This window comes from Humiphilus diazotrophicus (genome assembly GCF_059726315.1).
This window is the reverse complement of sequence record NZ_AP040870.1, coordinates 5312542-5332746: the sequence shown is the minus strand read 5'-3', so window position 1 is coordinate 5332746 and position 20205 is coordinate 5312542. Positions and strand designations below refer to the sequence as shown.

The following is a 20205-nucleotide window of genomic DNA, read 5'->3' as shown; positions in this document are numbered from 1 at the left end:
TGCTATCATCGCTGACCAGGCAATGTTGAGGGTGGCGTATTGGAACGGTAAATACGCGCACATGGCTGGCCTGTCGAGCAGATAAGGTCTACCAGTTCCAGGTTCTCCGGATGCTGCTTGACTGCCTTTGCCACCTCATCGTCTCCGATTCCAACCACCCAGGCCGCCGACTTAGCTGGCGCGGCGATTGCCGGTGCAAAGTGATAATAATCCGTTTCGTTAATTGTGCGCCGCAAAGGAATTCCTGCCCGCTGCATTGCTCCAATGTGCTCCGAGGTGTACATCAAAATGCTTCCCTCGGGAGGAATACGGATAAGGGCAGCAGCCAACGCACTTTCAAAGGGAATACGTGTCTTTGAATTGGCAATCGCTTCCTGAAGCACCAAAGGTTTCCGCAGGAAGAGGATCGCACTATTTGCGGCCACCAGTCCTAGCAGAACACAGGAAACCAGCCATAGCAGCTTAGGAGCCTTCACCTGAACAACCGCAAAAAGAACCGCCGCCACAAAGCCCAGGAAAAGGGCGAAACAAGGCAGCATCTCCATTCCGTAGCGGGTGTTGTACCAGGAGAATGGCCACCAGATCGGAATAAAGATGGGGACAGAGCCATAGGCAACCGAATAGGCATAAAACGGCAGTGGAATCCAAAGAAGCAGAGAAGCCCCGATGGCCAGCCCCTTGCGGCCAGTTAGCGCCAAGGCAGTTCCCATCAGAGCAATCACAAACAGATATTGGGAGAACTCGACGGGAACAGCATCCATCTCGGACGATTTCAGAAAATGCAGCCCCGCAACCCCCATGTGGTGATAACCAGGGTAGTGTGCAGAATGAGGATCGGCCGTTCTTTCCTCAATCGCCTTGGCCGAATAGGGTCCCCTCATAAAATCCAAGGGATCGCCAAACTGCTTGGCGTTATAGGCCATCCAGAGCGTAGGAGCAGCAACCAATATTGCCGTAAACAGAACAAAGGCACCGCCGATGGGCTGCTTCCAGCGGCGCCAATGACGCATCTTGACCGCAATCAATAACCAGGCAAAGCAGCCGAAAATCCATCCGTCATAGCGCGTGTAAACTGCTGCAACCAGAACCAGTCCTGCAGCAATGAGCCTTCCACAGGCATGGCGCTGTCTGGCGATGGAAACTTCCACATCGAGATCTCTGGAAACTCTGGCCAGCAGATAAGTGCTCCAGATCATCTCCGCCAGGAAGAGGGGCTCTGTCATTGCAGTCGTCTGCAGATACAGAAAGCCGGGATTCAGAGCGAGAAACGCAAGACTGACAATAGCGGGACGCGGACTCAGCCATAGGCGGGCCAGACGATAAAAGCCTATGCAGCTTACGATGTAGCAGGCCATGGAAGGCCAGGCGCCCGCCAATCCGTTCTGCCACCACTCCATGCTTTGCACAAAGGGAATCAGCAGAATATGCGACAGCGGCAGCCATACCGAGCCGAGCTGACGAAAACCGGGATTCAACGAGTCAAAGACGCGCCGCGCGATATGGAGATGCGCAACGGCATCTCCATAAAGCAGCAGCAACCCGTGGGTATAGCTATAGCCCAGAGCAACCACAGAAAGCAGCACAGCAATGCAGGCGACAACACGGGTCTCTGCCGCCAGATCACTATGCTTTGGGGTCTTCCTATTCAAGGTGCGACAACTCGCGGAAGAGAGCAAATCGCGCGTCGATTTCGTCGCGCGTTAACGACTGCATACGTTCAGTACCAAAGCGCTCGACAGCGAAGGAGCCCATGACTCCGCCATAGAACATCGCTTTCTTGAAGGTAGCGGGGGTAATCTCCTTCTGCGAAGCAAGATAACCGAAGAAGCCTCCGGCAAAAGAGTCTCCAGCACCCGTAGGATCAACAACTTCGGCCAGAGGAAGCGCCGGTGCCCGGAAGGGCAGCTTTACCGTCTGCACACCAGGGAAGCTACGCTCGCTAAAGAAAGCCGTAGCCCCATACTCGCCATGCTTGATGATGAGCGACTTCGGACCAAACTCCAGAATCCGCTTTGCCGCGCATACCAGGTTGGCATCCTCGCCCAGCATCTTCGCTTCGCCGTCATTGATCAACAACGCATCGATAGTGCCCAAGACCTTCTTGAGATTGTCGCGATGACCATTGATCCAATAGTTCATCGTGTCGCCGCCAACCATCTTCACCTTCGGCATCTGGCTGCGGACGTGATGCTGCAAGACCGGATCGATATTAGCCAGGAAGAGAAAATCCGAATCCTGATAGGAAGCCGGAATCTTCGGCGCAAAGGTCTCAAAAACATTCAAATCGGTTTGCAGGGTCTTTGCTTCGTTCAGGTTCTCGAGATAATTCCCTTTCCAGTGGAAGGTCTTGCCCTTAGCGCGTTCCAGACCCTCCAAGTCAATATCCCGACGCTGGAAAACAGCCTCTTCTTTCGCGGTGAAATCTTCACCGACTACGGCAATCACGCGAACCTTTGTGAAGTAGCTTGCAGCTAGAGAGAAGAACGTCGCCGCTCCTCCCAAACTATGCTCAGCACGGCCCGATGGGGATTCGATGGAATCGAAGGCCACACTACCGACGACAAGAATGGACATTGAAACTCCCTAAAGTTACTTATTGAGATATTTACCGATCAACAGATCGAGCTTGGCCCTGGTCGCTGCCGGAATGACATCCGGATTCGTGAGAATTGCGTACTGCAAAGCTGAGGTGCAGATGCACTTACGTTCCTTCGGCATCGCGGCTACCGCTTCGCGAACTACCTTCGCCGCGTTTGCAGCATTCTGGTTGAGGACGGCAACAATTTGATCGACAGTAACGTCGTCGTGGCCTTCGTGCCAACAGTCATAGTCGGTCACCATAGCTACCGTTGCATAACAGATCTCGGCTTCTCGGGCCAGCTTGGCTTCCTGAAGATTGGTCATTCCGATCACATCCGCCTTCCAGCTGCGGTAAAGATTGGACTCTGCACGAGTAGAGAATTGAGGTCCTTCCATGCAAACGTAGGTTCCACCGTTCTTCCCTACCACACCGGCGGACTGGCAGGCGGCTACCAGGGTCTTGGCCACAGTTGGGCAGACCGGATCTCCAAAAGCAACATGCCCCACGATTCCCTCGCCAAAGAAGGTCGATTGGCGGTGGAAAGTACGGTCGATGAACTGATCGGGAATAACGAAGTCTGTAGGACGATGTTCTTCCTTGAGGGAACCTACAGCTGAAACCGACAAAATGCGCTCCACTCCGAAGCTCTTCAGCGCATAGATGTTGGCACGGAAGTTCAACTCGGAGGGCAGAATCCGGTGTCCACGTCCATGCCGGGCAAGGAAGACGACTTTACGGCCTTCGAGCTCGCCGAAAACGAAGACATCCGAAGGATCGCCAAAAGGCGTCGTAACGCGCTCCTCGCGCACATTGGTAAAGCCGGGCATACTGTAAAGCCCGCTACCACCGATAATTCCGATTTCTGCTTGCTGCAAAACCGCACTCCGCCGCGCCTTTCCGGGTGGAAAGATGCTCTTCAGAAGATTGAATGAACCCGTTTAAGTATAACGGGAGCGACTTCTTCTATCTTCTTCTAGAAATGCGGTAGTGCAGCTTTCATTACCCCGCATCCGGTAAAAAAACGCCTCCAACTGGAGGTCAGCTCCTCCGGAACCGCACGAAAAGAGGCGGTCTGTAATTCCCCGCTTGGCTGTACCCCGGTAAGCATCACTTCCAGCTTTCTGGCTGTAGCCAAATCGAAGCTCTCACTGACGAAAACCTGCTTCCCATGCACAGCAATCAGCACGGCTCCCTCGCTGGTATGCCAGATCCGCTCCTCGGGATTGTCGGAATCCGGCTTATCCCGGCCCACATCGGCATACTTTTTGTCCAAGGAAGCAGCATAGAGCTTGGCAAAGGCCTTAGCCGCTTCGGGGGTCTTCCAGGCGGAGAGGTAAAACATCGCCAAAGAACCGGTGGAAGCCTTTTCCTGAGCAGTTTTTGCCTCCCGGGACTGCCCTGCCCAGTAAATACCGCCATCCCAGGCCGGGGTCAATTGGGCGGAAGCCTCATCGCCGGCAAAGAGCTTTGCCAGGATGCGAATATCCAGCTGGCCAACGGCGCCTACGTCATAGGGTTCATACGAGGCATCCAGAAGCGCGTGCACATCCGGCATGATCAGTACCGGAGGCTTTTTCCCCTGCTCGTAAGCACGGGGATTGAGAATCTCGTAACTGGTCGACGGAGGATTATCCAGGGTCCCGGCAAAGGCTGCTCCCGCCCCACGATCTTGCAACAACTGTTGCTCAAAATTGAGCCCTTCCCGATAGGGAAAGATCATGGATTCCTCCAACAGCAAAGGAGCACGAGCAAGAACCGGAGAGCCGCTGCTGTCACCCATATGATCCTTCATCATCTCGACCATGTCGGGAGCTGTAAGCAGGGTCTTTCCCAATGGCTTCAAACTGTAGTCCAGGAAAACCACCATGGCTTGGCCTTCCAGTACCGCCTCCCGGGCAGAATCTTCCTCGTCGGAAGCTAAGTGCTTGTTGTCTTCGGAAACGTTCTTTGGAGTGCTGATGACGGCTCTCTGCCCCCATTTTTCAAGATCGGTGTGTTGATCCTGTAGTGCATGGGTCAGTTCATGCGCCAATACCGGCTTTTGGGACTCAGGTTCGATCCAGTCCAGCAGGTTCACCGTTTTGGTCTTATTGTCGTAGTATCCAGCAACTTGCTCCTTTAAAAGGCTTACCAGGAAGGGTCGTAACTGGAAGTCCCGATCCAGCAAGCCAAATTTCTTGAGCACGATTTCGGCACGCTGCATCCGCTTGGCATCTTCATCCTCGTTAAACTTCTGCAGAATGTACTTTTCAACCTCATCCCGGGTCGTCAAGCGGCGCTTTACCTGCTTTTTGATCGGATATTTAGAATCCTCCGAGGCAAAGTGCAGGATCTCATCTACAGAGCGAAATAATTCTTTCGCCTGCTGGGGAGTGATCTTCTGTTCCGGTTCCAGCTTTTCTTGAGTCTCAGATTGTGCCGGTGGCATCTGAGTTGGGGTTTGCTGCGAGAAAACAGGGCCACAAACCAGGCCCCCTACTAAAGCTGCGACAAGGAAAGCGGTACGGGAACGAAGATTCATGCGAATCGGTCTACTTTCAAGGTGCCGTTGTTGATAACCACTCCAAGGCTATAATTTTTATGGACAGTTGTGCTATGAGTGAACCGCAGACACTGCAAATAATTGAGCCGACATCTCTTGCTTCGCTAGTTGGAGCCGCCAACAGTACATTGGAGTTGGCCAACTGGCAATCCGTCCAGACACCTCGTGTATTGGACGTTCAAAAGAATGAACTGGCACTCCTGCTGGAAGGTGCCGCGGTACACGATCTGGGCTGGTTAAGACGCATCGTTGTGACGGGAAAAGACCGCCAGCGATGGTTGAGCGGCATGGTCACCAATATCATTCCTGACGCCAATAGAGGCAGCTATAACTTCATTCTCAGTGCCCAAGGCCGTATTCAGGGAGATTTATACACTTGGCAGCAGGACGATCTCTTCCTCCTGGAGACCACGGCTGCACAGATGAGCCGCGTAATCGTCCATCTGGACCGCTACATCATCATGGACGATGTTGAATTGAAGCACTTGGAGGACGAAACCGCTCTTGGGCTGACCGGACCAAAGGCAACAGCAATTCTCTCCGCTCTTGGAGCGGATGTCTCGGTACTTGAACCGCTGGCCCTTATGACGGCCAGCATCGGTGGAATTGCAGTCACCATTCAGAGAGCATTTGGAGTTCTCGTCCCGCACTATGAGCTTTGGTTTAAAACTGAGAATCTGGAAACCCTCTGGCGGGAACTGCAGAAAGCCGGAGCGTCCCCTTGTGGGCTCGATGCTCTCGAGCAGCTTCGAGTTCTGGAGGGCATCCCGGTCTATGGAATAGATCTGGGAGAAAAGGATCTGCCCCAGGAGTCCTCACAGGTACGGGCACTCCATTTCTCCAAAGGCTGCTATATCGGACAGGAGATCGTAGAGCGCATTCGGTCTCGTGGAAATGTCCACCGCAGCTTGAGACAATTTCGGTTGAAAGGGGCATTCCCCTCACAAACAGAAGTAGAGCTAAAGCAAGGAGAAGCTGTTGTGGGCCAATTGACGAGCCTGATCAGGATTCCGCAGAAGAGCGGCGATCTGCTCCTCTCCTTGGGCATAGTACGCGCAGAAGCATTCGTGCGTAAGCTTCCACTGGAGTATGACGGTGGTACGGCAGAAGTTCTGGAAGTCCCTCCAACCGTAGACCTTCAATAAAGCTGACGCGCAACGAAATAGAGTGTTAGGAAGAGAGATTCGAAATGAGCGATACCCCCTCCAAATTCACCGTTGTTGACCGCCGCAAGTTCACGATGGACGGAATTCTCCGTAACGAACAAGAACAATCATCGCAAGAACAGGCGCCATCAACACAGGCAAAAGAGCAGGCAGAAGAGCCGCAGAAGGAACAACAACCGGAGAGCGATACGCCTCACAGCAACGGCCCGCGCCTGATCACCATGCCCAGCCCTGCGCATGAGGAAGAAGCGATCGAAGTCGAGGGAGAACTCGACGAAGACAACGATCCCGAGCTTCCACCGCCCCCGAGCGTGCAAGAGAGAAACAAGCAACAATCCGACTACGAAAAGTCCACTGCAGATTTGGACAACATGCTTCGGGCTGCGAATCCAGGAATGCCATCTTCTCAGCAGATCACCTTCGAGCATCTGGTTCAGCAGCTCTATCTCTCGGCCATGATGCAGATGGGAGCCGGAACTCCTGAGGGTGAGCGGCCTCGTGTCGATATCCTCGGAGCTCGCCAGACTGTTGACCTTATGAGTGTTCTAGTCGAGAAGACAAAGGGAAATCTGAGTGAAAAGGAAGACAGCATGGCGCAGAGCGCTCTATTTGAGCTGCGAATGAACTTCCTGGAACTGACCAACATGATCTCCAAATCGGCCACGCAACCGCCTCCGGGAGGTAAGCGCTAACACCGATGGAGGGAGAACTAGTCTTTCTTGGCAGCGGTACCTCGATGGGAGTTCCCACCCTGGGCTGTGACTGTAGAGTATGTACTTCTACCGACCCTAGAGATAAACGCCTACGCCCGTCCGTAATGGTCAGGTGGGCAGATCACTGCGTCCTTATCGATACAGGTCCGGATTTTCGTGAGCAGGCACTGCGAAACAAAATCCGGCATGTCGATGCGGTGTTCTACACCCACGCCCATGCCGATCACATTCTCGGACTCGACGATCTTCGCCCTCTGAGTTTCTTGCGGGAAGGCAAAATACCTCTCTACGCAGAAGAAGCAACAGCACAGGTACTCGAAAAGATCTACGACTATACCTTTGCACCCGACGCTACCTACGTGAACCGCGCCCGTGTAGAGTTGAAGCGCCTAGACGACTGCGTCGAGATCTTCGGTATTCCCTTTCAGCGCATCCGTTTACTTCACGGAGATCTGGAGGTAGCGGGCTTTCGCTTCGGAAAAGCTGCATATCTGACAGACATGAGTGTTATTCCGGATGAAAGCCTTCCTCTCCTGAACGACCTGGAAGTGCTGGTACTCGATGCGCTACGGCGCAAACATCATCCCAGCCATTCAGCTTTGCCATCTTCTATTGAGTGGTCGCGTAAGATTCAACCGCAACAAACTTACTTCACCCACATGTCACATGATTTGGGTCACATCGAAACTCAAAATACTCTTCCCGAAGGCATGTGGTTGGCCTACGACGGACTAAAGGTTCCCTTCACCATCGCATGATGCACGTTTTCCGCAGCCTCGCAGAAATACCCACGGGCTTCGGCCCGTCTGTAGTCACTATTGGCAATTTCGATGGGGTCCATCGCGGCCACCAGGCAGTTCTTTCCGATTTGCGCCAAAGAGCTCAGGAGCTACAAGGACGCTCTGTCGTTGTTACCTTCGATCCGCATCCGTTACAGTTTCTCCGCCCAGATAAGGCACCGAAGCTAATTACTCCTCTCGATCTGCGCATCCGCCTACTGGCAGGAACAGAAGTCGACGCTGTTGTCGTGCTCCCCTTCAATCACGAATTAGCTCAAACCAGTGGCAGAGACTTTGCAGCAACGGTCCTTCGCGACGGTCTTCATGCGGTAGAGGTCTATGAAGGAGATTCCTTCCGTTTTGGACGCCGTGCTGAAGCAGGCGTCCAGGAACTCAAGCAGTTTGGTCAGGAATTCGGCTTTGGAGTACACATTCACTCCTCGCTTACATTGCGCGGCACGGTGGTTTCGAGTACGCGAATTCGTGAACTGATCAGTACGGGAGATCTCAGTCAAGCCCGTTCGCTCATGGGCCGTCCTTTCAAAATCGGTTCCACTCAGGCTCGTGGGCGCGGCGTCGGCAAAAAGTTGCTCGTACCGACGGTCAATCTCGCCCCCTACAATGAACTATTGCCGGGTGCAGGAGTTTATGTAACAAACGTAAGAATCGGCGATGAGCGCTTTGAAGCCGTCACAAACGCCGGCTATCGTCCTACCTTCGGAGAAGAATCTTTCGCCATTGAATCACACATCTTAAACTTCCATGAGATAGAAATAACCGAAGCAACACCTGTCGAAGTCAGCTTCCTCCATAGACTGCGTGGAGAAAAGAAGTGGCCCTCTCCCGAAGCCTTAAAAGAGCAGATTATGAAAGACGTCGCCCGTTCCCGGCGCTACTTTGCTCTGATGAAGTCTTTGACCAAACCATCCAGATAGTGAAGCTCTTTAATAGGAGATTGGCCATGCAACCCAAGGAACTTCTTGCCGCGCTCGATAAACACCGCGGTTCGTTTCCTACTACTCTCACCGCGGAAGCAATTGCGCGACGGGAAGAGTTGACTCCTATCCTTCTTAATGTGCTTGAAGATGTGGCTAAAGACCCCAGTCGCGTTATCGGGAACGACGCCACAATGGAGCACATCTTTGCCATGTACCTGCTGGCTTCCTTTCGCGAGAAAAGAGCCTACCCTCTACTGGTAAAGATTTTTTCCGGTCCCCCAGATACTCCGGATGCAATAGCTGGCGACGTCGCCACGATGGATTTGGCAGCTATATTGGCCTCCGTCTACGATGGCAACCTTTCCGGGATCAAGCAGCTCATTGAAAACGAAGCAGGCGACGAGTATGTACGCTCGGTTGCAATGGACACATTAGTGCTCCTGGTGACCGAAAAAGTTTTGGAACGGGATTCCGTGATGGATTACTTCCTAAAGTTATTCCAGCGTCTTGACCCCACACCCGGAGCGCAATGGGATGGACTCGTAGGTGCATGCGTCGATTTACATCCCCAAGAGGCCTTTTCGGAAATCCGAAAGGCCTTCGATCGAAACTTGACAGATCCGACGTTCATGAACTGGGAAGAAGTTAAAAAGGCACTGGTTGAGGATAAGGAAGTCTCGTTGCGCAAATTTTCGTCCACTTACCACTTGATCAATGATGTCGAAAAATCGATGAACTGGATGCAATGCTTCCAAGATCAATCGAAAATAGACGATGAAGACATCGATGAAGCCTGGCTATCCGAAATGGAAGACGTGCCGTTGTCTACGATTCTAGAGTGGGATAAACAGGCAATGCCCTTTGTCAGAACTCAGCCCAAAGTGGGCAGGAATGAGATTTGTCCCTGCGGCAGCGGAAAGAAATACAAAAAATGCTGCATAGACAAGCAAAATTGAGGCCAATTCACTTTTTATGATGAGTGTTCTTGCTATTGCAACTTTTTCTATCTGGTGTTGGCTTCTCGTTTGTCACGGAAATTTCTGGCGATCTACACCTGTTTTACAAGGTCACAAACGACCGAGTGGCAAAGCAAAAATCGCGGTTGTTATTCCCGCACGTGATGAAGCTGAGTCCATTCAGCGGACACTCACATCTCTCCTGGCGCAAGATTATCCGGGAAAGTTATCCATCATCCTTGTAGATGACAACAGCACAGATGGAACCGGCGAGATAGCACATAATCTGGCTTCGCTAGATTCCCGGCTAACGATTCTTCAAGGAAAACCGCTTGCTCCAGGCTGGAGCGGGAAACTGTGGGCTGTTTCTCAGGGCCTACAGCATCCCGACGCCATGCAGGCAGACTATGTACTCCTGACCGATGCAGACATCGCCCACGCATCGAGCCATATCTCGAGTCTAGTAGCAAAAGCAGAATCGGAGAATCTCGATCTTGTCTCTGAGATGGTGAAGCTTCATTGCGAAACATTACCGGAACGAGCGCTGATTCCTGCATTTATCTTCTTCTTCCAGATGCTCTATCCCTTCGCATGGGCTAACAATTCGAAGAAGAAGTTAGCGGCAGCAGCAGGTGGAACGATTCTCGTCTCCCGTTCTGCACTCGATCGCATCGACGGAGTCAATCGCATCCGTCATAATCTGATTGACGACGTTGCTCTTGCTCGCGAAGTTAAGAGTATAGGTAAGATCTGGCTCGGACATTCCGAAGAGGCAACAAGCCTGCGAGTCTATAAAGACTCCGACGAGATCTGGAATATGATTGCTCGCACAGCTTACGTGCAGCTCAATCACTCTCCATTGCTGCTGCTGGGTACCTGTGTTGGCATGCTACTTATCTATCTAGCCCCGCCGCTACTGTTGTTTGCTCATGGCTGGAAGATCATTCTCGGAATGATCGCTTGGGGAATGATGGCTTTCAGCTTTCTACCAACGCTACAGCGCTATCGCCGATTGCCCTTCTGGGGACTAGCCCTGCCACTCATCGGTCTTTATTACCTCGCAGCTACCATCGCATCCGCAATCCGCCACTACAGAGGAAAGGGCGGAGCTTGGAAAGATCGCGTCTATCCCGAGCAGAATGAAATTCAAACACGGTAGCAGCAAATCGAGGGACTTCATTTTCGACTATTGCTCAACTTCGTGAGTGCTCTCTAACTGAGCAGAACCTCCACCCGATTACTGGTGCCGAAGAATGGGCAATAAGCTGGAGTAGTTATCTGTCCATAACCTCACGTTTGTCATCGTGGGATTCTCTGTCACTGTCTGCGCTACCTCAGGTTGCGCCCAGAAAACATCGTTATTGGATACTAATACCCAGGTTGCCGAGAACTCACCTTTACTATCGTTATTGAAAGAATGAATGACCTTGGTCTTCATCCCCGAAGACTGAGCTAAACGAAGGACTACCGGTGCAAGGTTCAGATACTGGTTGGAGATGTGAAAAGCCAGAATCCCGTTAGCAGCCAGATGTCTCCGATAAAGATCCATTGCCTCTTTCGTCAGCAGATGGACAGGAATGGCATCGCCAGAGAAAGCATCCACAACCAGCACGTTAAAATTCTCTGGCTGCGCATTCGCTAGCGAAAGCCGGGCATCTCCATCGACAACTTCTATCTTTGCAGGAGAATCATGCATGTAAGTGAAGAAGTGACGGGCCAACCGCTCGACCATCGGATTGATCTCGTAAAAATAGATGCGGTCGCCAGGTTTCCCGTAAGCAGCCAGAGTTCCAGTTCCTAATCCAATCACTCCGATCTTGCGAGAAGCATCGCCGCAACAAAAGCGCAGAGCCAGCCCCACACCTGAATCCTCGGCATAATAAGTTGTCGGTTTATCGCGAAACTCAGGAGCAAACCATTCGGTTCCATGTTCGATTGCTCCATTCACCAATGTGCGGGTCGTGCCCGCGGTAGCCGGGAGATGAGATTCCTTTACCCGGAGTACACCGTAAAAATTCCGCACTGTCACGACAACATTTCGTCCATAAGCAATGTGGAGCATGCCTATCAAGACGATCAGCATTACCGTCCCAGCGGACCACAACAGACGCTGTGCCCATCCATCCTCCCAGGTAACTATCAGCGCAAGCGCGGCCACAGCAAAGAACGACAGAGGCACATCGTAATTTGAGCTGGACAATAGTGGACTGACAATCCCGACGAAGAAGGTGCCAGCTGCTCCTCCAGCGACAATCATCAGATAGAAGGTCGTGGCCTGCCTGACTCCATGTGGCCTAAGCGCATGCAGTTCAGCATGGCAAAAATAACAGGCCACAAAAAGCTCGATGAGAAAGAATGTAATGCTTATAGAGATTGGGATGTGGGTATACGCCTTGGAGAGTGCATACCCCAAGCCTGCAAGAAAAACGACAAGCAGGCGAATGACAATTGCACGGCGATAAAGCCATGGAAACTCAAATGCGAGGATAAAGGTCAGCAGATAGACGGCAAGCGGAACAATCCACAGTAGTGGGATAGCGGCAATGTTCTGGCTCAGATGGCTGGTGATCGCACACAGCTGCACTGCAGCTGCTGCAGGCAACAGGAACCAGAGGAGATGACTCTTCCTGGAAACGGACGGTTCAACTTGCTGGCCTTCATTTTCTGGATTCGCAGCAATATCGGATACGTTCTTTGTTCTCCAGGCCACCAGGACGCAAAGGAATAAATAGAACAGAAAACCCAAACGCCATAGCAGCCATTGATTACCTAGCGAAATCCGAGGCTCAATCAAGGTTGGATAAAAACCAAGGGCCAGCAACGATCCAAGATTCGAAAGAGCGAAAAGCTTATACGGAACTTTGTTGCCTTCCGTTTGGGCCATCCAAACCTGCAATAAGGGGCTGGTCGCCGATAAGGCCAGAAACGGCAGTCCTATTGCGGCCCCTAGGCCAAGAAAGATAGCTGTAACGGGCCACATCTCTGCATGAGGTAATACGGGATGGAATTGCAGAACAACCACAATCCCACATAGTGCAAGGAATACAGAGTGGATAAGCGCAGGAGTTCTCTGGCTTTTGTTCCTCGTCAGCCAATGGGCATACAGGTAACCCAGAAACAAAACCACCTGAAAGAACACCAGACAGGTAATCCAAACAGCTGAAGATCCGCCTAAATGGGGGAGCAGTTGCTTCGCCGCCATAGGCTCAACAAGGAAGAGAAGGAACGCTCCGAGAAAGATAGTTCCACCATAGAGCAATCGTGACAAGGACATAGTGATTCGCCTCGCATTCTAAACGAAGCGGCAAGTCCAATGAGATTTTGCCCTGTTATTGGCGAAAAGAAGTCGGTCTGGGCGCCGGAGGAGGTGGTGGTGGTGCCGCTTTAGGCGCAGGCGGTACCGGAGGAGTTCGCCGAATGGGTGCAGATGCAGGCGTAGTTGGCTTTGTCGCCGAAGCAGGAGAATTGGCGGCAGACGAACGCGGTGCAGCAGCGGTGGCTGGTTTAGGACTTTCGTTTGCCACGGGTTTCTGTATGGAAGTAGCCGCAGGTTTCGGAGCTACGTTCATCGCAGGCTGTGGCTGGGTTGGTGCCTGAGGCGTGGCTGTTGCGGGCAGAGTTTGTCCCACGGGTTGCTGCGCTTGCGGCTCCTCTTTAGGGAGAGGACTCGTGTCCATCAGGAAGTTTTCTCCATCTCTTCCTGAAATAGCGGCCCTCATAAACTCCATCCAGATTGGTAGTGCAGCGCGTGCTCCTGTCTCCTTCTCGCCCAACGACTGACGGCTATCGTATCCAACCCAAACGCCACAGGTAACAGAAGGAGAGAAGCCCATAAACCATGCATCGGTGAAATCGTTAGTAGTACCTGTCTTGCCTCCGAAAGGATGATTCAATGTCGAAGCTGCTGCCCCCGTACCGCTCCGGGTTACTTCCCGCAACATCGACATCATGACTCGTGCTGTCTTTGCACTGGTCGCCTCAGCCACTTGCGGAGGATCTTCCATCACAGTGATCCCGTCAGAATTTGTTACCTTACGAATTAGCCGAGGCGTAAGGCGAATACCGTCATTGGGAAACACCGAGTATCCCGCCACCTGCTCGGCCAAAGTTACTTCCACCGATCCCAGAGCCACGGGAAGAAATGCAGGGATATTGCTCGTGATGCCGAATTGATGTGCCGTTGCAATGACCTTGTGAATACCTACCCGCTCGGCAAGCCTCAAGGCTGGAATATTCCGGGAATCCGCAAAGGCATGCATCAAGGAGATGGCTCCCAGATATTTCCCGTCATAGTTGTGCGGGGTATAAGACCCGAAGCTGACAGGAGTATCCAGGATGGTGTCTTCCGGCTTGGCACCTTCTTCTACTGCTGCCGCATAGACATACGGCTTGAAAGAAGAACCGGTCTGACGTTCGGCTTGTGTCGAGCGATTGAATTGGGATAGATTGAAATCGCGTCCGCCCACCATTGCCAGGACATCGCCCGAAGCATTGTCCATTGCCAGCAAGGCACCCTCTGCACCGGAATCCTGCTCCAGAGTTCCGTGCAAAACCGGCCCCTGCTGTTTATCGGCCAAATGGACATAAAGGATGTCCCCGGGCTTGATGAAGGCGTCAGCCATCTTCTCGCCAGTCCAGGTCCAATCTTCAGGAGTTAGAACAAGCTGGTGGTCCCCTATTCGCGCTGTGATCTGGTACGGAAGAACTCCGGTGACCAACACATGCTCATAGCGTCCCGGATCGGGAGGCGTTGACCAGTCAGGATGCCGGAATTGCTCGGGAGAATATCCGGCAGCATACACATTCAGAAGATGTCCCTTCCAGCCATGTCTCCGCTCATAGGTAGCCAATCCCTGAAGAACAGCGCGGTTAGCAACCGTCTGCAGATCCAGATCAAGCGTGGTATAGACGCGGAGCCCGGCAGCATGCACTTGCTCCGTACCAAATTTCTTTTCAAGCGTCCGGCGAACTTCCTCTACGAACCAGGGTGCAACCGAGTTAGGAGGAGTCTGAAGATGAAGCCCCAACGGAGCGGCCTTCGCTGCGTTTGCCTGAGCAGCCGTAATGACTCCATCCTCCAGCATGTTGTTGATCACCAGATTGCGGCGGCGGAGGGCCTTGTCCGGATTAAGAATCGGCGAGTAGCCAACGGGCCCCTTGGGCAACCCAGCCAGCAGAGCAGCTTCCGTAAGGTTCAGATCCTTCGCATGCTTGCTGAAGTAATACTGTGAAGCTGCTTCAAAGCCATACATGCCATGTCCGAGGTAAATCTGATTGGCATAAAGGGTAAAGATCTGCTGCTTGGTGAAGGTTCTCTCAATCTGAATGGTGAGAAAAATCTCTTGCAGCTTGCGACCGAAACTGCGCTCCGCGGAAAGAAAAAGATTGCGGGCCAGCTGCATGGTTAGGGTCGATGCGCCTTGAGCGCGATTATTGGACGTCAGATCACGAATCGCTGCTCCCAAAACTCGGAAGACATTGATACCCCAATGGCTCTCGAAGTTCTTGTCTTCTATAGAGATAACAGCCTGTCGCAGAACAGGTGCAAAATCGTCATAATTTACGACGATTCTCCGCTCTAGAGCAAAGGAGCCGAAGATTCGCCCGTGCACATCGTAGAGATCTGTCGTAGTACTGGGACGATACCGTTCCAAGTCATGGATCTGTGGAAGATCCACGGAATACACCATCATCAGCCCACTGAGAGAACCGGCGACAACGGCCAGTAACAACAATGCGATCAGCGCAAAGTTGCCGGCAATTTTCCGGTGCCTTGGAGCTCCACCTCCGGAGGATGAGGACATGGGAGTTCTTGCAGCAGGAGGACGAAATTCTCGACTACGCGAGGGAACCGTATCTTGGCGAAAAGAAGGCAATGAAATAGATCCGCCTGATGCCGAGGATAGCATGGACAGGCACCCAGTTTCCCCGTTCCCGGACACAGAGTGCTTCCAATAGCATCATGTGATTCGGTCATTCCAGATATGGGACAAAAACGGGAAATGCCTGCCGATAACGTCAATATCGGCAGGCATTTAGTCCTATAGAGGGCGTCTTCTAAGCTTTCTTCTTGAGAAGCTCCAGAGCCTTGTTCAGCTGATCATCTGCAGCTGGACCATTTTTCCCCTCATCGTCGTTATCGTCATTCGAAGCAACTACAACATTCGGGGTAACGGCATCGTCCTGGATCTTCTTTCCCGAAGGAGTTGAGTACTTCGCGATTGAGAGAATCACAGCAGATCCATTGGGAAGCTCAATCGTCTTCTGAACAGTACCGTCTCCGAAGGTGCGATCACCAACCACATCACCGCGCTTGTTATCCATGATTGCTGCAGCAACCAGCTCTCCAGGTCCCGCAGTCCCATGATTTACCAGTACGACTAGCGGTGCCGGGGTAAGGGTCTTGGAAGAATCGGCGGTAAAGACCTGGCGGGCAAACTTTTGTCCTTCCAGCGTAGCGATAGTTCCGGTGGAGAGAAAATCATTCGCTAACCGCACTGCCTGAGCCTGATTGCCTTCAGCCACATCGCGCAAATCGAGCAATATTTTCTTATTACCGTTATGCCCCATATTTTTGATACGGGACTCCATCTCCTTCACCCGCTCTTCGTTCAAAACAATGGGCTTGAGATAGAGAATCGTCGAGCTTTCATACTGCTGCTCGCCGAGTGGTGGTACAGAAACTGCGGCGCGGGTGAGAGTGACTTTCTCAGGATCCGGCTTCCGAGGACGTATTACAGAGATCGTAACGTTGGTTCCAGGCTTGCCTTCCAACAATAGACGAATCAGAGCCAAGGACATCTCATAGGTGCTCTGATTATCGATCGACTCGATAATGTCTCCGTCCTGAATCTGCTGTTTGTCTGCAGGACTACCCGGAAGTACCGAAACAACTGCCGCATATCCGGAGCGTTTGGACATGTTGAGTCCAACCTGAGCACTACCCTCGGACATGTGTTCTTTATAGATCTTGTACTCTTCCGGAGTCAGGTAGCTGGAGTTCGGATCCAGCGATTCGAGCAGACCGTGAAGCGCTCCGTTGGTCACCTTGTTAATACTGGGTTCGGAGACGTAGTCGGTCTGGATCTTCTTGAGAACTTCGCTATAGACCTCAATCTCCTGGTAGGCGCCATCCTTCTGGCTACCGGCTCGAACACCTTTCAAGCCGAATCCGCCAACAAAGATGACGGCTATGAGGACGAGGGAGATTCCGAGTACAAAACGCTTGAAGGTTTTCGACATAACTATTGGACGGCTGGATTTCTCCACCGATACCGGAATCATATCCCAATCTACGAAATTCTCGTTGGGCTCCGTGAAGGATTCGCTTTCGAAAATCCCAATAGGACTCGGAGCGGAGACTTCTTCCGCATATCAGGAATTTGGAGAGTGAGCCGCCATTAACCTTCAATTTTTCTGATAATTACCATTGAAAGCCTGCTCTCGCGAGCTCAGGAATCAGCACCATAGCTCCGAAACAATCCCATGAGTTGCTTTTTCGCTGGGGGACTGATTCTTTGCTCCTCCAGCCACTTCAATGATCCCTTTTCGATCTTGGCCCCGGATTCCAGCAAGGCTTCGATAACGGGGACGTGATTCGTCCCATAATCGTTATTTGCAAGCGACCAGAAAGCCTGCCCTAGAGCCGTACCGCCATATGAATTACGAGCTTCCAGGGAGGCTCCACTTTCAACCAACCTCTGGATAATCTCTACATGACCACCGATCACAGCCCAATGCAGACAGGTTTGCCCGGTTCCTGCTTGCTCATGAAAATCCGGTTCCTTCCCTAAGAGAAAATCGACGACAGCAGTACGGCCATACTCGCAGGCCCAGAGAAACCCCCTATGCATCTGCGCCTTCGATGCCTCTTTCCCCAGCTTCCCGTCGTTGTCGAAATAGCTTTGGACAAGATCGAGCTGGCCCAATCCAGCTGCCGCCTCGAGATCCACCCTCGCTCCTCGCTTCGCCAAGAACTCGGCGGCACCTTTCCGGCCATTCGCCAGGCAGCTGTTGATAATGCCGCTCCCGACTGGCGACTCAATACGGGCACCATAATCCAGCAGCACCTGCATAAGCTCTTCCTGTAATCCAGCCCGCTCAGTATGGACGCTTGTGGCTACCAGCCCGAGAGCTGTAGCCCCTCCGCCATAGAGATCCGCCTCTGCATTCACCTCTGCGCCGGAAGCGAGTAGGAACGATGCTATCTGTACGGCATTCGACGGTGTTCGCTGGCGATAGTCCTCTACTCCATTAGCCGCGACATAGTGCAATAACGTAGCTCGATGTTCTCTGGAAGAACGTGCGTGAACTAATCCGGGATTCTCCTGCAATTGACGCTGAAGGAAGGTAATTTCGCCCGCAACGATCGCATCGGCAGACGATTCGAAGACCGAAGAAGCCGATTTCTCATCAAGCATATTCATCAGCTGAGATGTCTGAAGTGGAATGCAAACTGCTGACAAAAAACAGAGATTTAGAACCTGCCCGGGTGTAGACCGGGGGAGAGCCGCAATTATCGATACCCGATAAGGCACTTCAGTGCCGGGTCTGCCCTATTATCCACAATTCGGCCATGTATTCTCTATGGAGCGAACCTGTGTAGATGCTGCGTCCAGCCCTTTCCCAAGGTCGCTAATCTTTGATAATCTAGATGCTAAGCCTGGGTAGCTCAGATGGTTAGAGCGTGGGATTCATAACCCCAAGGTCGGCGGTTCGATCCCGCCCCCAGGCACCACCTACCCCCTCCTTAAGTTCAGCCTGAAAATCTTCTGACCACTTTCACTCCAGCCTTTAATCTCATACACTTGGAGCTTGGACAACCAATCGGAATTTCGGATTACTGCAGTCATTCCCGCACGACTGGGTTCGACACGCCTGCCGCGTAAAGTCCTGCGTATGCTTGCTGGACGTCCGCTCATTGAGTGGGTATATCGTGCCGCAAAGGCCTCTCCCCTGCTTGACTATGTTGTTGTCGCAACGGATTCAGAAGAGGTTCTGGAGATCTGCCGCTCCCGCGAGATTGAAGCCCGGCTCACATCCCCGACTTGTGCAAGCGGAAGTGATCGTGTCTATGAAATCTCCCAGTCGATTGACGCTGAGATCTACGTCAATATTCAGGGGGACGAGCCACTCCTGCAACCCGGCCATATAGAAGCGCTCTTATCGCCCTTCCAAAAGACCGAGGCGCAGGTAACAACCCTCTCAGTTCCCTGTTCGGACGAAGACGTAATCAACCCCAATGTAGTTAAGGTGGTTACGGCAAACGACGGGAAGGCTCTCTACTTCTCCCGGGCAGCTATTCCATACGACCGGGACGTGAGCGGCTTCAAAGGCTATCGCAAACATCTGGGACTTTACGCCTATCGCAAGGAAGCTCTAAAGCGCTTCTCAATGCTTCCGCCGTCGCAACTGGAGCAAATCGAGAAGCTGGAGCAACTTCGATTGCTCGAAAACGGAATTCCCTTGTATGTAGCCGAATCTCCTTACGACACCGTAGGCGTCGATACCGAAAAGGATCTGCTGGCAGCCGAAGCCCAACTCCTCAAAAAGCAGGCAATCTAGAAGACACCATCCTCGCCGTGCTTTCCGAGCATCTCGGAGAGCCGTCGAGTTATCTCGCTCATCTGAGGTTTTTCCCCCTATGAGCGATCAACATAAACAAAACTCCTGAAGTTCATGAGGTTAGAAGCTAGGCCTTCGCCGCCTTCCCGTCAAAGCACAACCGTATTCTGGTTGGATCACACCCAAAAGCAGACAAGACTCCGAAGTATGTAGCGCCGGAATGGGAATCAGAAAAGTTTTGAGGAGAAAGGATAAAGGACTCTTGCTAGAGAGGGCCTCTGTGAGGTATCCATTGAACGTTCCCCTGGGAGGACTCTTTGAAAATGGCAACGCTGTTAGCAATCGAAGCCAGTCCACGAGCCACTTCTGTATCGACAAACCTGGCTGAGCGTTTTATCGATCACTGGCAATCAGGACATGAAAACGGAATCGTCATCCGTCGTAACGTAAGCATAGAGCCCGTTCCGTTGCTTGATGAGGCATGGATTGAGGCAGCTTATACGCCTGAGGCAAATCGCACTCCAGAACAACGCGCCGCATTATCCGTCTCAGACCAACTGGTCGATGAATTGATTGCGGCCGACGTGTTGGTTATTGCTGCTCCGATGTGGAATTTGAGCGTTCCAGCTTCGCTAAAGGCCTGGATCGATCAAATCGCTCGACTTGATCGCACTTTCAAATTCACCAACACAGCCCCCGTTGGCCTGCTAAGCCCAAACAAGCAGGTGGTAATCTTCACCTCCCGTGGCGGCTCATATGAGTACGGATCGGCGATGTTCGATTTTCAGGAGCCTTATTTACGGGCCTTCTTCCGTCTACTTGGACTTCGCGATATTCGTTTTGTCAATGCGGAAAACCAAGGTATGACGCCGGAAGTTGCCAGGGTCTCACGCGAAACTGCACAAGAGTGGCTTACAGAGCAGCCCCTACGAATCAGGTAGCAGATCTGAGCTAAGGGGCAGTATC

Annotated in this window: 16 protein-coding genes and 1 tRNA gene; 9 read left to right on the top strand and 8 right to left on the bottom strand. The window is 52.4% G+C overall.

Translation table 11 applies throughout. The features are described 5' to 3' along the window. Positions 1–5: 5 nt before the first annotated feature. From AC6I7T_RS22070 to AC6I7T_RS22055, 4 genes are all read right to left on the bottom strand, one after another. Positions 6–1649 carry an ArnT family glycosyltransferase gene (locus AC6I7T_RS22070; RefSeq protein WP_497789845.1) on the bottom strand — a complete coding sequence of 548 codons (1644 nt, stop codon included), beginning with the start codon at positions 1647–1649 and terminating at the stop codon, positions 6–8. Continuing rightward, complete coding sequence (locus tag AC6I7T_RS22065; RefSeq protein ID WP_497789844.1) at positions 1642–2574, bottom strand: PfkB family carbohydrate kinase; 933 nt, start codon at positions 2572–2574, stop codon at positions 1642–1644. Before AC6I7T_RS22065 ends, AC6I7T_RS22070 begins: the two co-directional genes overlap by 8 nt. Positions 2575–2589: 15 nt before the next feature. Then, positions 2590–3456 carry an S-methyl-5'-thioadenosine phosphorylase gene (gene mtnP, locus AC6I7T_RS22060; RefSeq protein ID WP_497789842.1) on the bottom strand — a complete coding sequence of 289 codons (867 nt, stop codon included), beginning with the start codon at positions 3454–3456 and terminating at the stop codon, positions 2590–2592. 98 nt (positions 3457–3554) lie between these two features. Then, positions 3555–5102, bottom strand: coding sequence for a hypothetical protein (locus AC6I7T_RS22055; protein WP_497789840.1), 1548 nt, complete (start codon positions 5100–5102; stop codon positions 3555–3557). 74 nt (positions 5103–5176) lie between these two features. On the opposite strand from AC6I7T_RS22055, the gene ygfZ reads away from it, so the two are divergent. From ygfZ to AC6I7T_RS22025, 6 genes are read left to right on the top strand one after another with little or no spacing between them, the layout of a single operon-like run. After that, positions 5177–6268: a CAF17-like 4Fe-4S cluster assembly/insertion protein YgfZ gene (gene ygfZ, locus AC6I7T_RS22050; RefSeq protein ID WP_497789839.1), complete on the top strand. Its 1092-nt coding sequence runs from the start codon at positions 5177–5179 to the stop codon at positions 6266–6268. A 44-nt stretch (positions 6269–6312) separates the two neighbouring features. Next, on the top strand, positions 6313–6981 hold the full coding sequence (locus AC6I7T_RS22045; RefSeq protein ID WP_497789837.1) for a DUF1844 domain-containing protein: 669 nt from the start codon (positions 6313–6315) through the stop codon (positions 6979–6981). Between the two features lie 5 nt (positions 6982–6986). Beyond that, the gene (locus AC6I7T_RS22040) at positions 6987–7760 is read left to right on the top strand and encodes an MBL fold metallo-hydrolase (protein WP_497789835.1); all 774 of its coding nucleotides are present in this window, start codon (positions 6987–6989) and stop codon (positions 7758–7760) included. Further along, on the top strand, positions 7757–8716 hold the full coding sequence (locus AC6I7T_RS22035) for a bifunctional riboflavin kinase/FAD synthetase (RefSeq protein ID WP_497789834.1): 960 nt from the start codon (positions 7757–7759) through the stop codon (positions 8714–8716). The genes AC6I7T_RS22040 and AC6I7T_RS22035 overlap by 4 nt, the downstream gene beginning before the upstream one ends. Before the next feature lie 26 nt (positions 8717–8742). Continuing rightward, complete coding sequence (locus AC6I7T_RS22030) at positions 8743–9675, top strand: DUF1186 domain-containing protein (RefSeq protein WP_497789832.1); 933 nt, start codon at positions 8743–8745, stop codon at positions 9673–9675. 16 nt (positions 9676–9691) lie between these two features. Then, positions 9692–10834 carry a glycosyltransferase gene (locus AC6I7T_RS22025; protein WP_497789831.1) on the top strand — a complete coding sequence of 381 codons (1143 nt, stop codon included), beginning with the start codon at positions 9692–9694 and terminating at the stop codon, positions 10832–10834. A gap of 78 nt (positions 10835–10912) precedes the next feature. On the opposite strand, the gene AC6I7T_RS22020 is transcribed toward AC6I7T_RS22025, so the two are convergent. The 4 genes from AC6I7T_RS22020 to AC6I7T_RS22005 all read right to left on the bottom strand — a co-directional run bounded on the left by AC6I7T_RS22020 (position 10913) and on the right by AC6I7T_RS22005 (position 18095). Continuing rightward, the gene (locus tag AC6I7T_RS22020; protein WP_497789830.1) at positions 10913–12949 is read right to left on the bottom strand and encodes a fused MFS/spermidine synthase; all 2037 of its coding nucleotides are present in this window, start codon (positions 12947–12949) and stop codon (positions 10913–10915) included. Positions 12950–13004: 55 nt separating this feature from the next. Beyond that, the gene (locus AC6I7T_RS22015; RefSeq protein WP_497789828.1) at positions 13005–15479 is read right to left on the bottom strand and encodes a PBP1A family penicillin-binding protein; all 2475 of its coding nucleotides are present in this window, start codon (positions 15477–15479) and stop codon (positions 13005–13007) included. A 253-nt stretch (positions 15480–15732) separates the two neighbouring features. Then, the gene (locus AC6I7T_RS22010) at positions 15733–16959 is read right to left on the bottom strand and encodes a S41 family peptidase (RefSeq protein WP_497789826.1); all 1227 of its coding nucleotides are present in this window, start codon (positions 16957–16959) and stop codon (positions 15733–15735) included. A gap of 167 nt (positions 16960–17126) precedes the next feature. Continuing rightward, positions 17127–18095: an ankyrin repeat domain-containing protein gene (locus tag AC6I7T_RS22005; RefSeq protein WP_497789824.1), complete on the bottom strand. Its 969-nt coding sequence runs from the start codon at positions 18093–18095 to the stop codon at positions 17127–17129. Between the two features lie 240 nt (positions 18096–18335). Here AC6I7T_RS22005 and AC6I7T_RS22000 point away from each other — a divergent pair. From AC6I7T_RS22000 to AC6I7T_RS21990, 3 genes are all read left to right on the top strand, one after another. Continuing rightward, a tRNA-Met gene (locus AC6I7T_RS22000) sits at positions 18336–18412 on the top strand. A gap of 77 nt (positions 18413–18489) precedes the next feature. Further along, the gene (kdsB, locus tag AC6I7T_RS21995; RefSeq protein ID WP_497789823.1) at positions 18490–19239 is read left to right on the top strand and encodes a 3-deoxy-manno-octulosonate cytidylyltransferase; all 750 of its coding nucleotides are present in this window, start codon (positions 18490–18492) and stop codon (positions 19237–19239) included. 323 nt (positions 19240–19562) lie between these two features. Continuing rightward, entirely contained in the window at positions 19563–20180 is a 618-nt protein-coding gene (locus AC6I7T_RS21990; RefSeq protein WP_497789821.1) for an FMN-dependent NADH-azoreductase, read from the top strand. The last annotated feature ends 25 nt before the right edge of the window (positions 20181–20205 follow it).

Excerpts from the sequence above, each read along its gene's own strand:
- AC6I7T_RS22030 (WP_497789832.1), top strand. The coding sequence starts at position 8,743 with ATGCAACCCAAGGAACTTCTTGCCGCGCTCGATAAACACCGCGGTTCG.
- AC6I7T_RS22005 (WP_497789824.1), bottom strand. The coding sequence starts at position 18,095 with ATGCTTGATGAGAAATCGGCTTCTTCGGTCTTCGAATCGTCTGCCGAT.
- AC6I7T_RS22015 (WP_497789828.1), bottom strand. The coding sequence starts at position 15,479 with ATGTCCTCATCCTCCGGAGGTGGAGCTCCAAGGCACCGGAAAATTGCC.
- AC6I7T_RS22020 (WP_497789830.1), bottom strand. The coding sequence starts at position 12,949 with ATGTCCTTGTCACGATTGCTCTATGGTGGAACTATCTTTCTCGGAGCG.
- AC6I7T_RS22010 (WP_497789826.1), bottom strand. The coding sequence starts at position 16,959 with ATGATTCCGGTATCGGTGGAGAAATCCAGCCGTCCAATAGTTATGTCG.
- AC6I7T_RS22055 (WP_497789840.1), bottom strand. The coding sequence starts at position 5,102 with ATGAATCTTCGTTCCCGTACCGCTTTCCTTGTCGCAGCTTTAGTAGGG.
- AC6I7T_RS22065 (WP_497789844.1), bottom strand. The coding sequence starts at position 2,574 with ATGTCCATTCTTGTCGTCGGTAGTGTGGCCTTCGATTCCATCGAATCC.
- AC6I7T_RS22025 (WP_497789831.1), top strand. The coding sequence starts at position 9,692 with ATGATGAGTGTTCTTGCTATTGCAACTTTTTCTATCTGGTGTTGGCTT.
- AC6I7T_RS22035 (WP_497789834.1), top strand. The coding sequence starts at position 7,757 with ATGATGCACGTTTTCCGCAGCCTCGCAGAAATACCCACGGGCTTCGGC.
- ygfZ (WP_497789839.1), top strand. The coding sequence starts at position 5,177 with ATGAGTGAACCGCAGACACTGCAAATAATTGAGCCGACATCTCTTGCT.
- AC6I7T_RS22040 (WP_497789835.1), top strand. The coding sequence starts at position 6,987 with ATGGAGGGAGAACTAGTCTTTCTTGGCAGCGGTACCTCGATGGGAGTT.
- AC6I7T_RS21990 (WP_497789821.1), top strand. The coding sequence starts at position 19,563 with ATGGCAACGCTGTTAGCAATCGAAGCCAGTCCACGAGCCACTTCTGTA.
- AC6I7T_RS22045 (WP_497789837.1), top strand. The coding sequence starts at position 6,313 with ATGAGCGATACCCCCTCCAAATTCACCGTTGTTGACCGCCGCAAGTTC.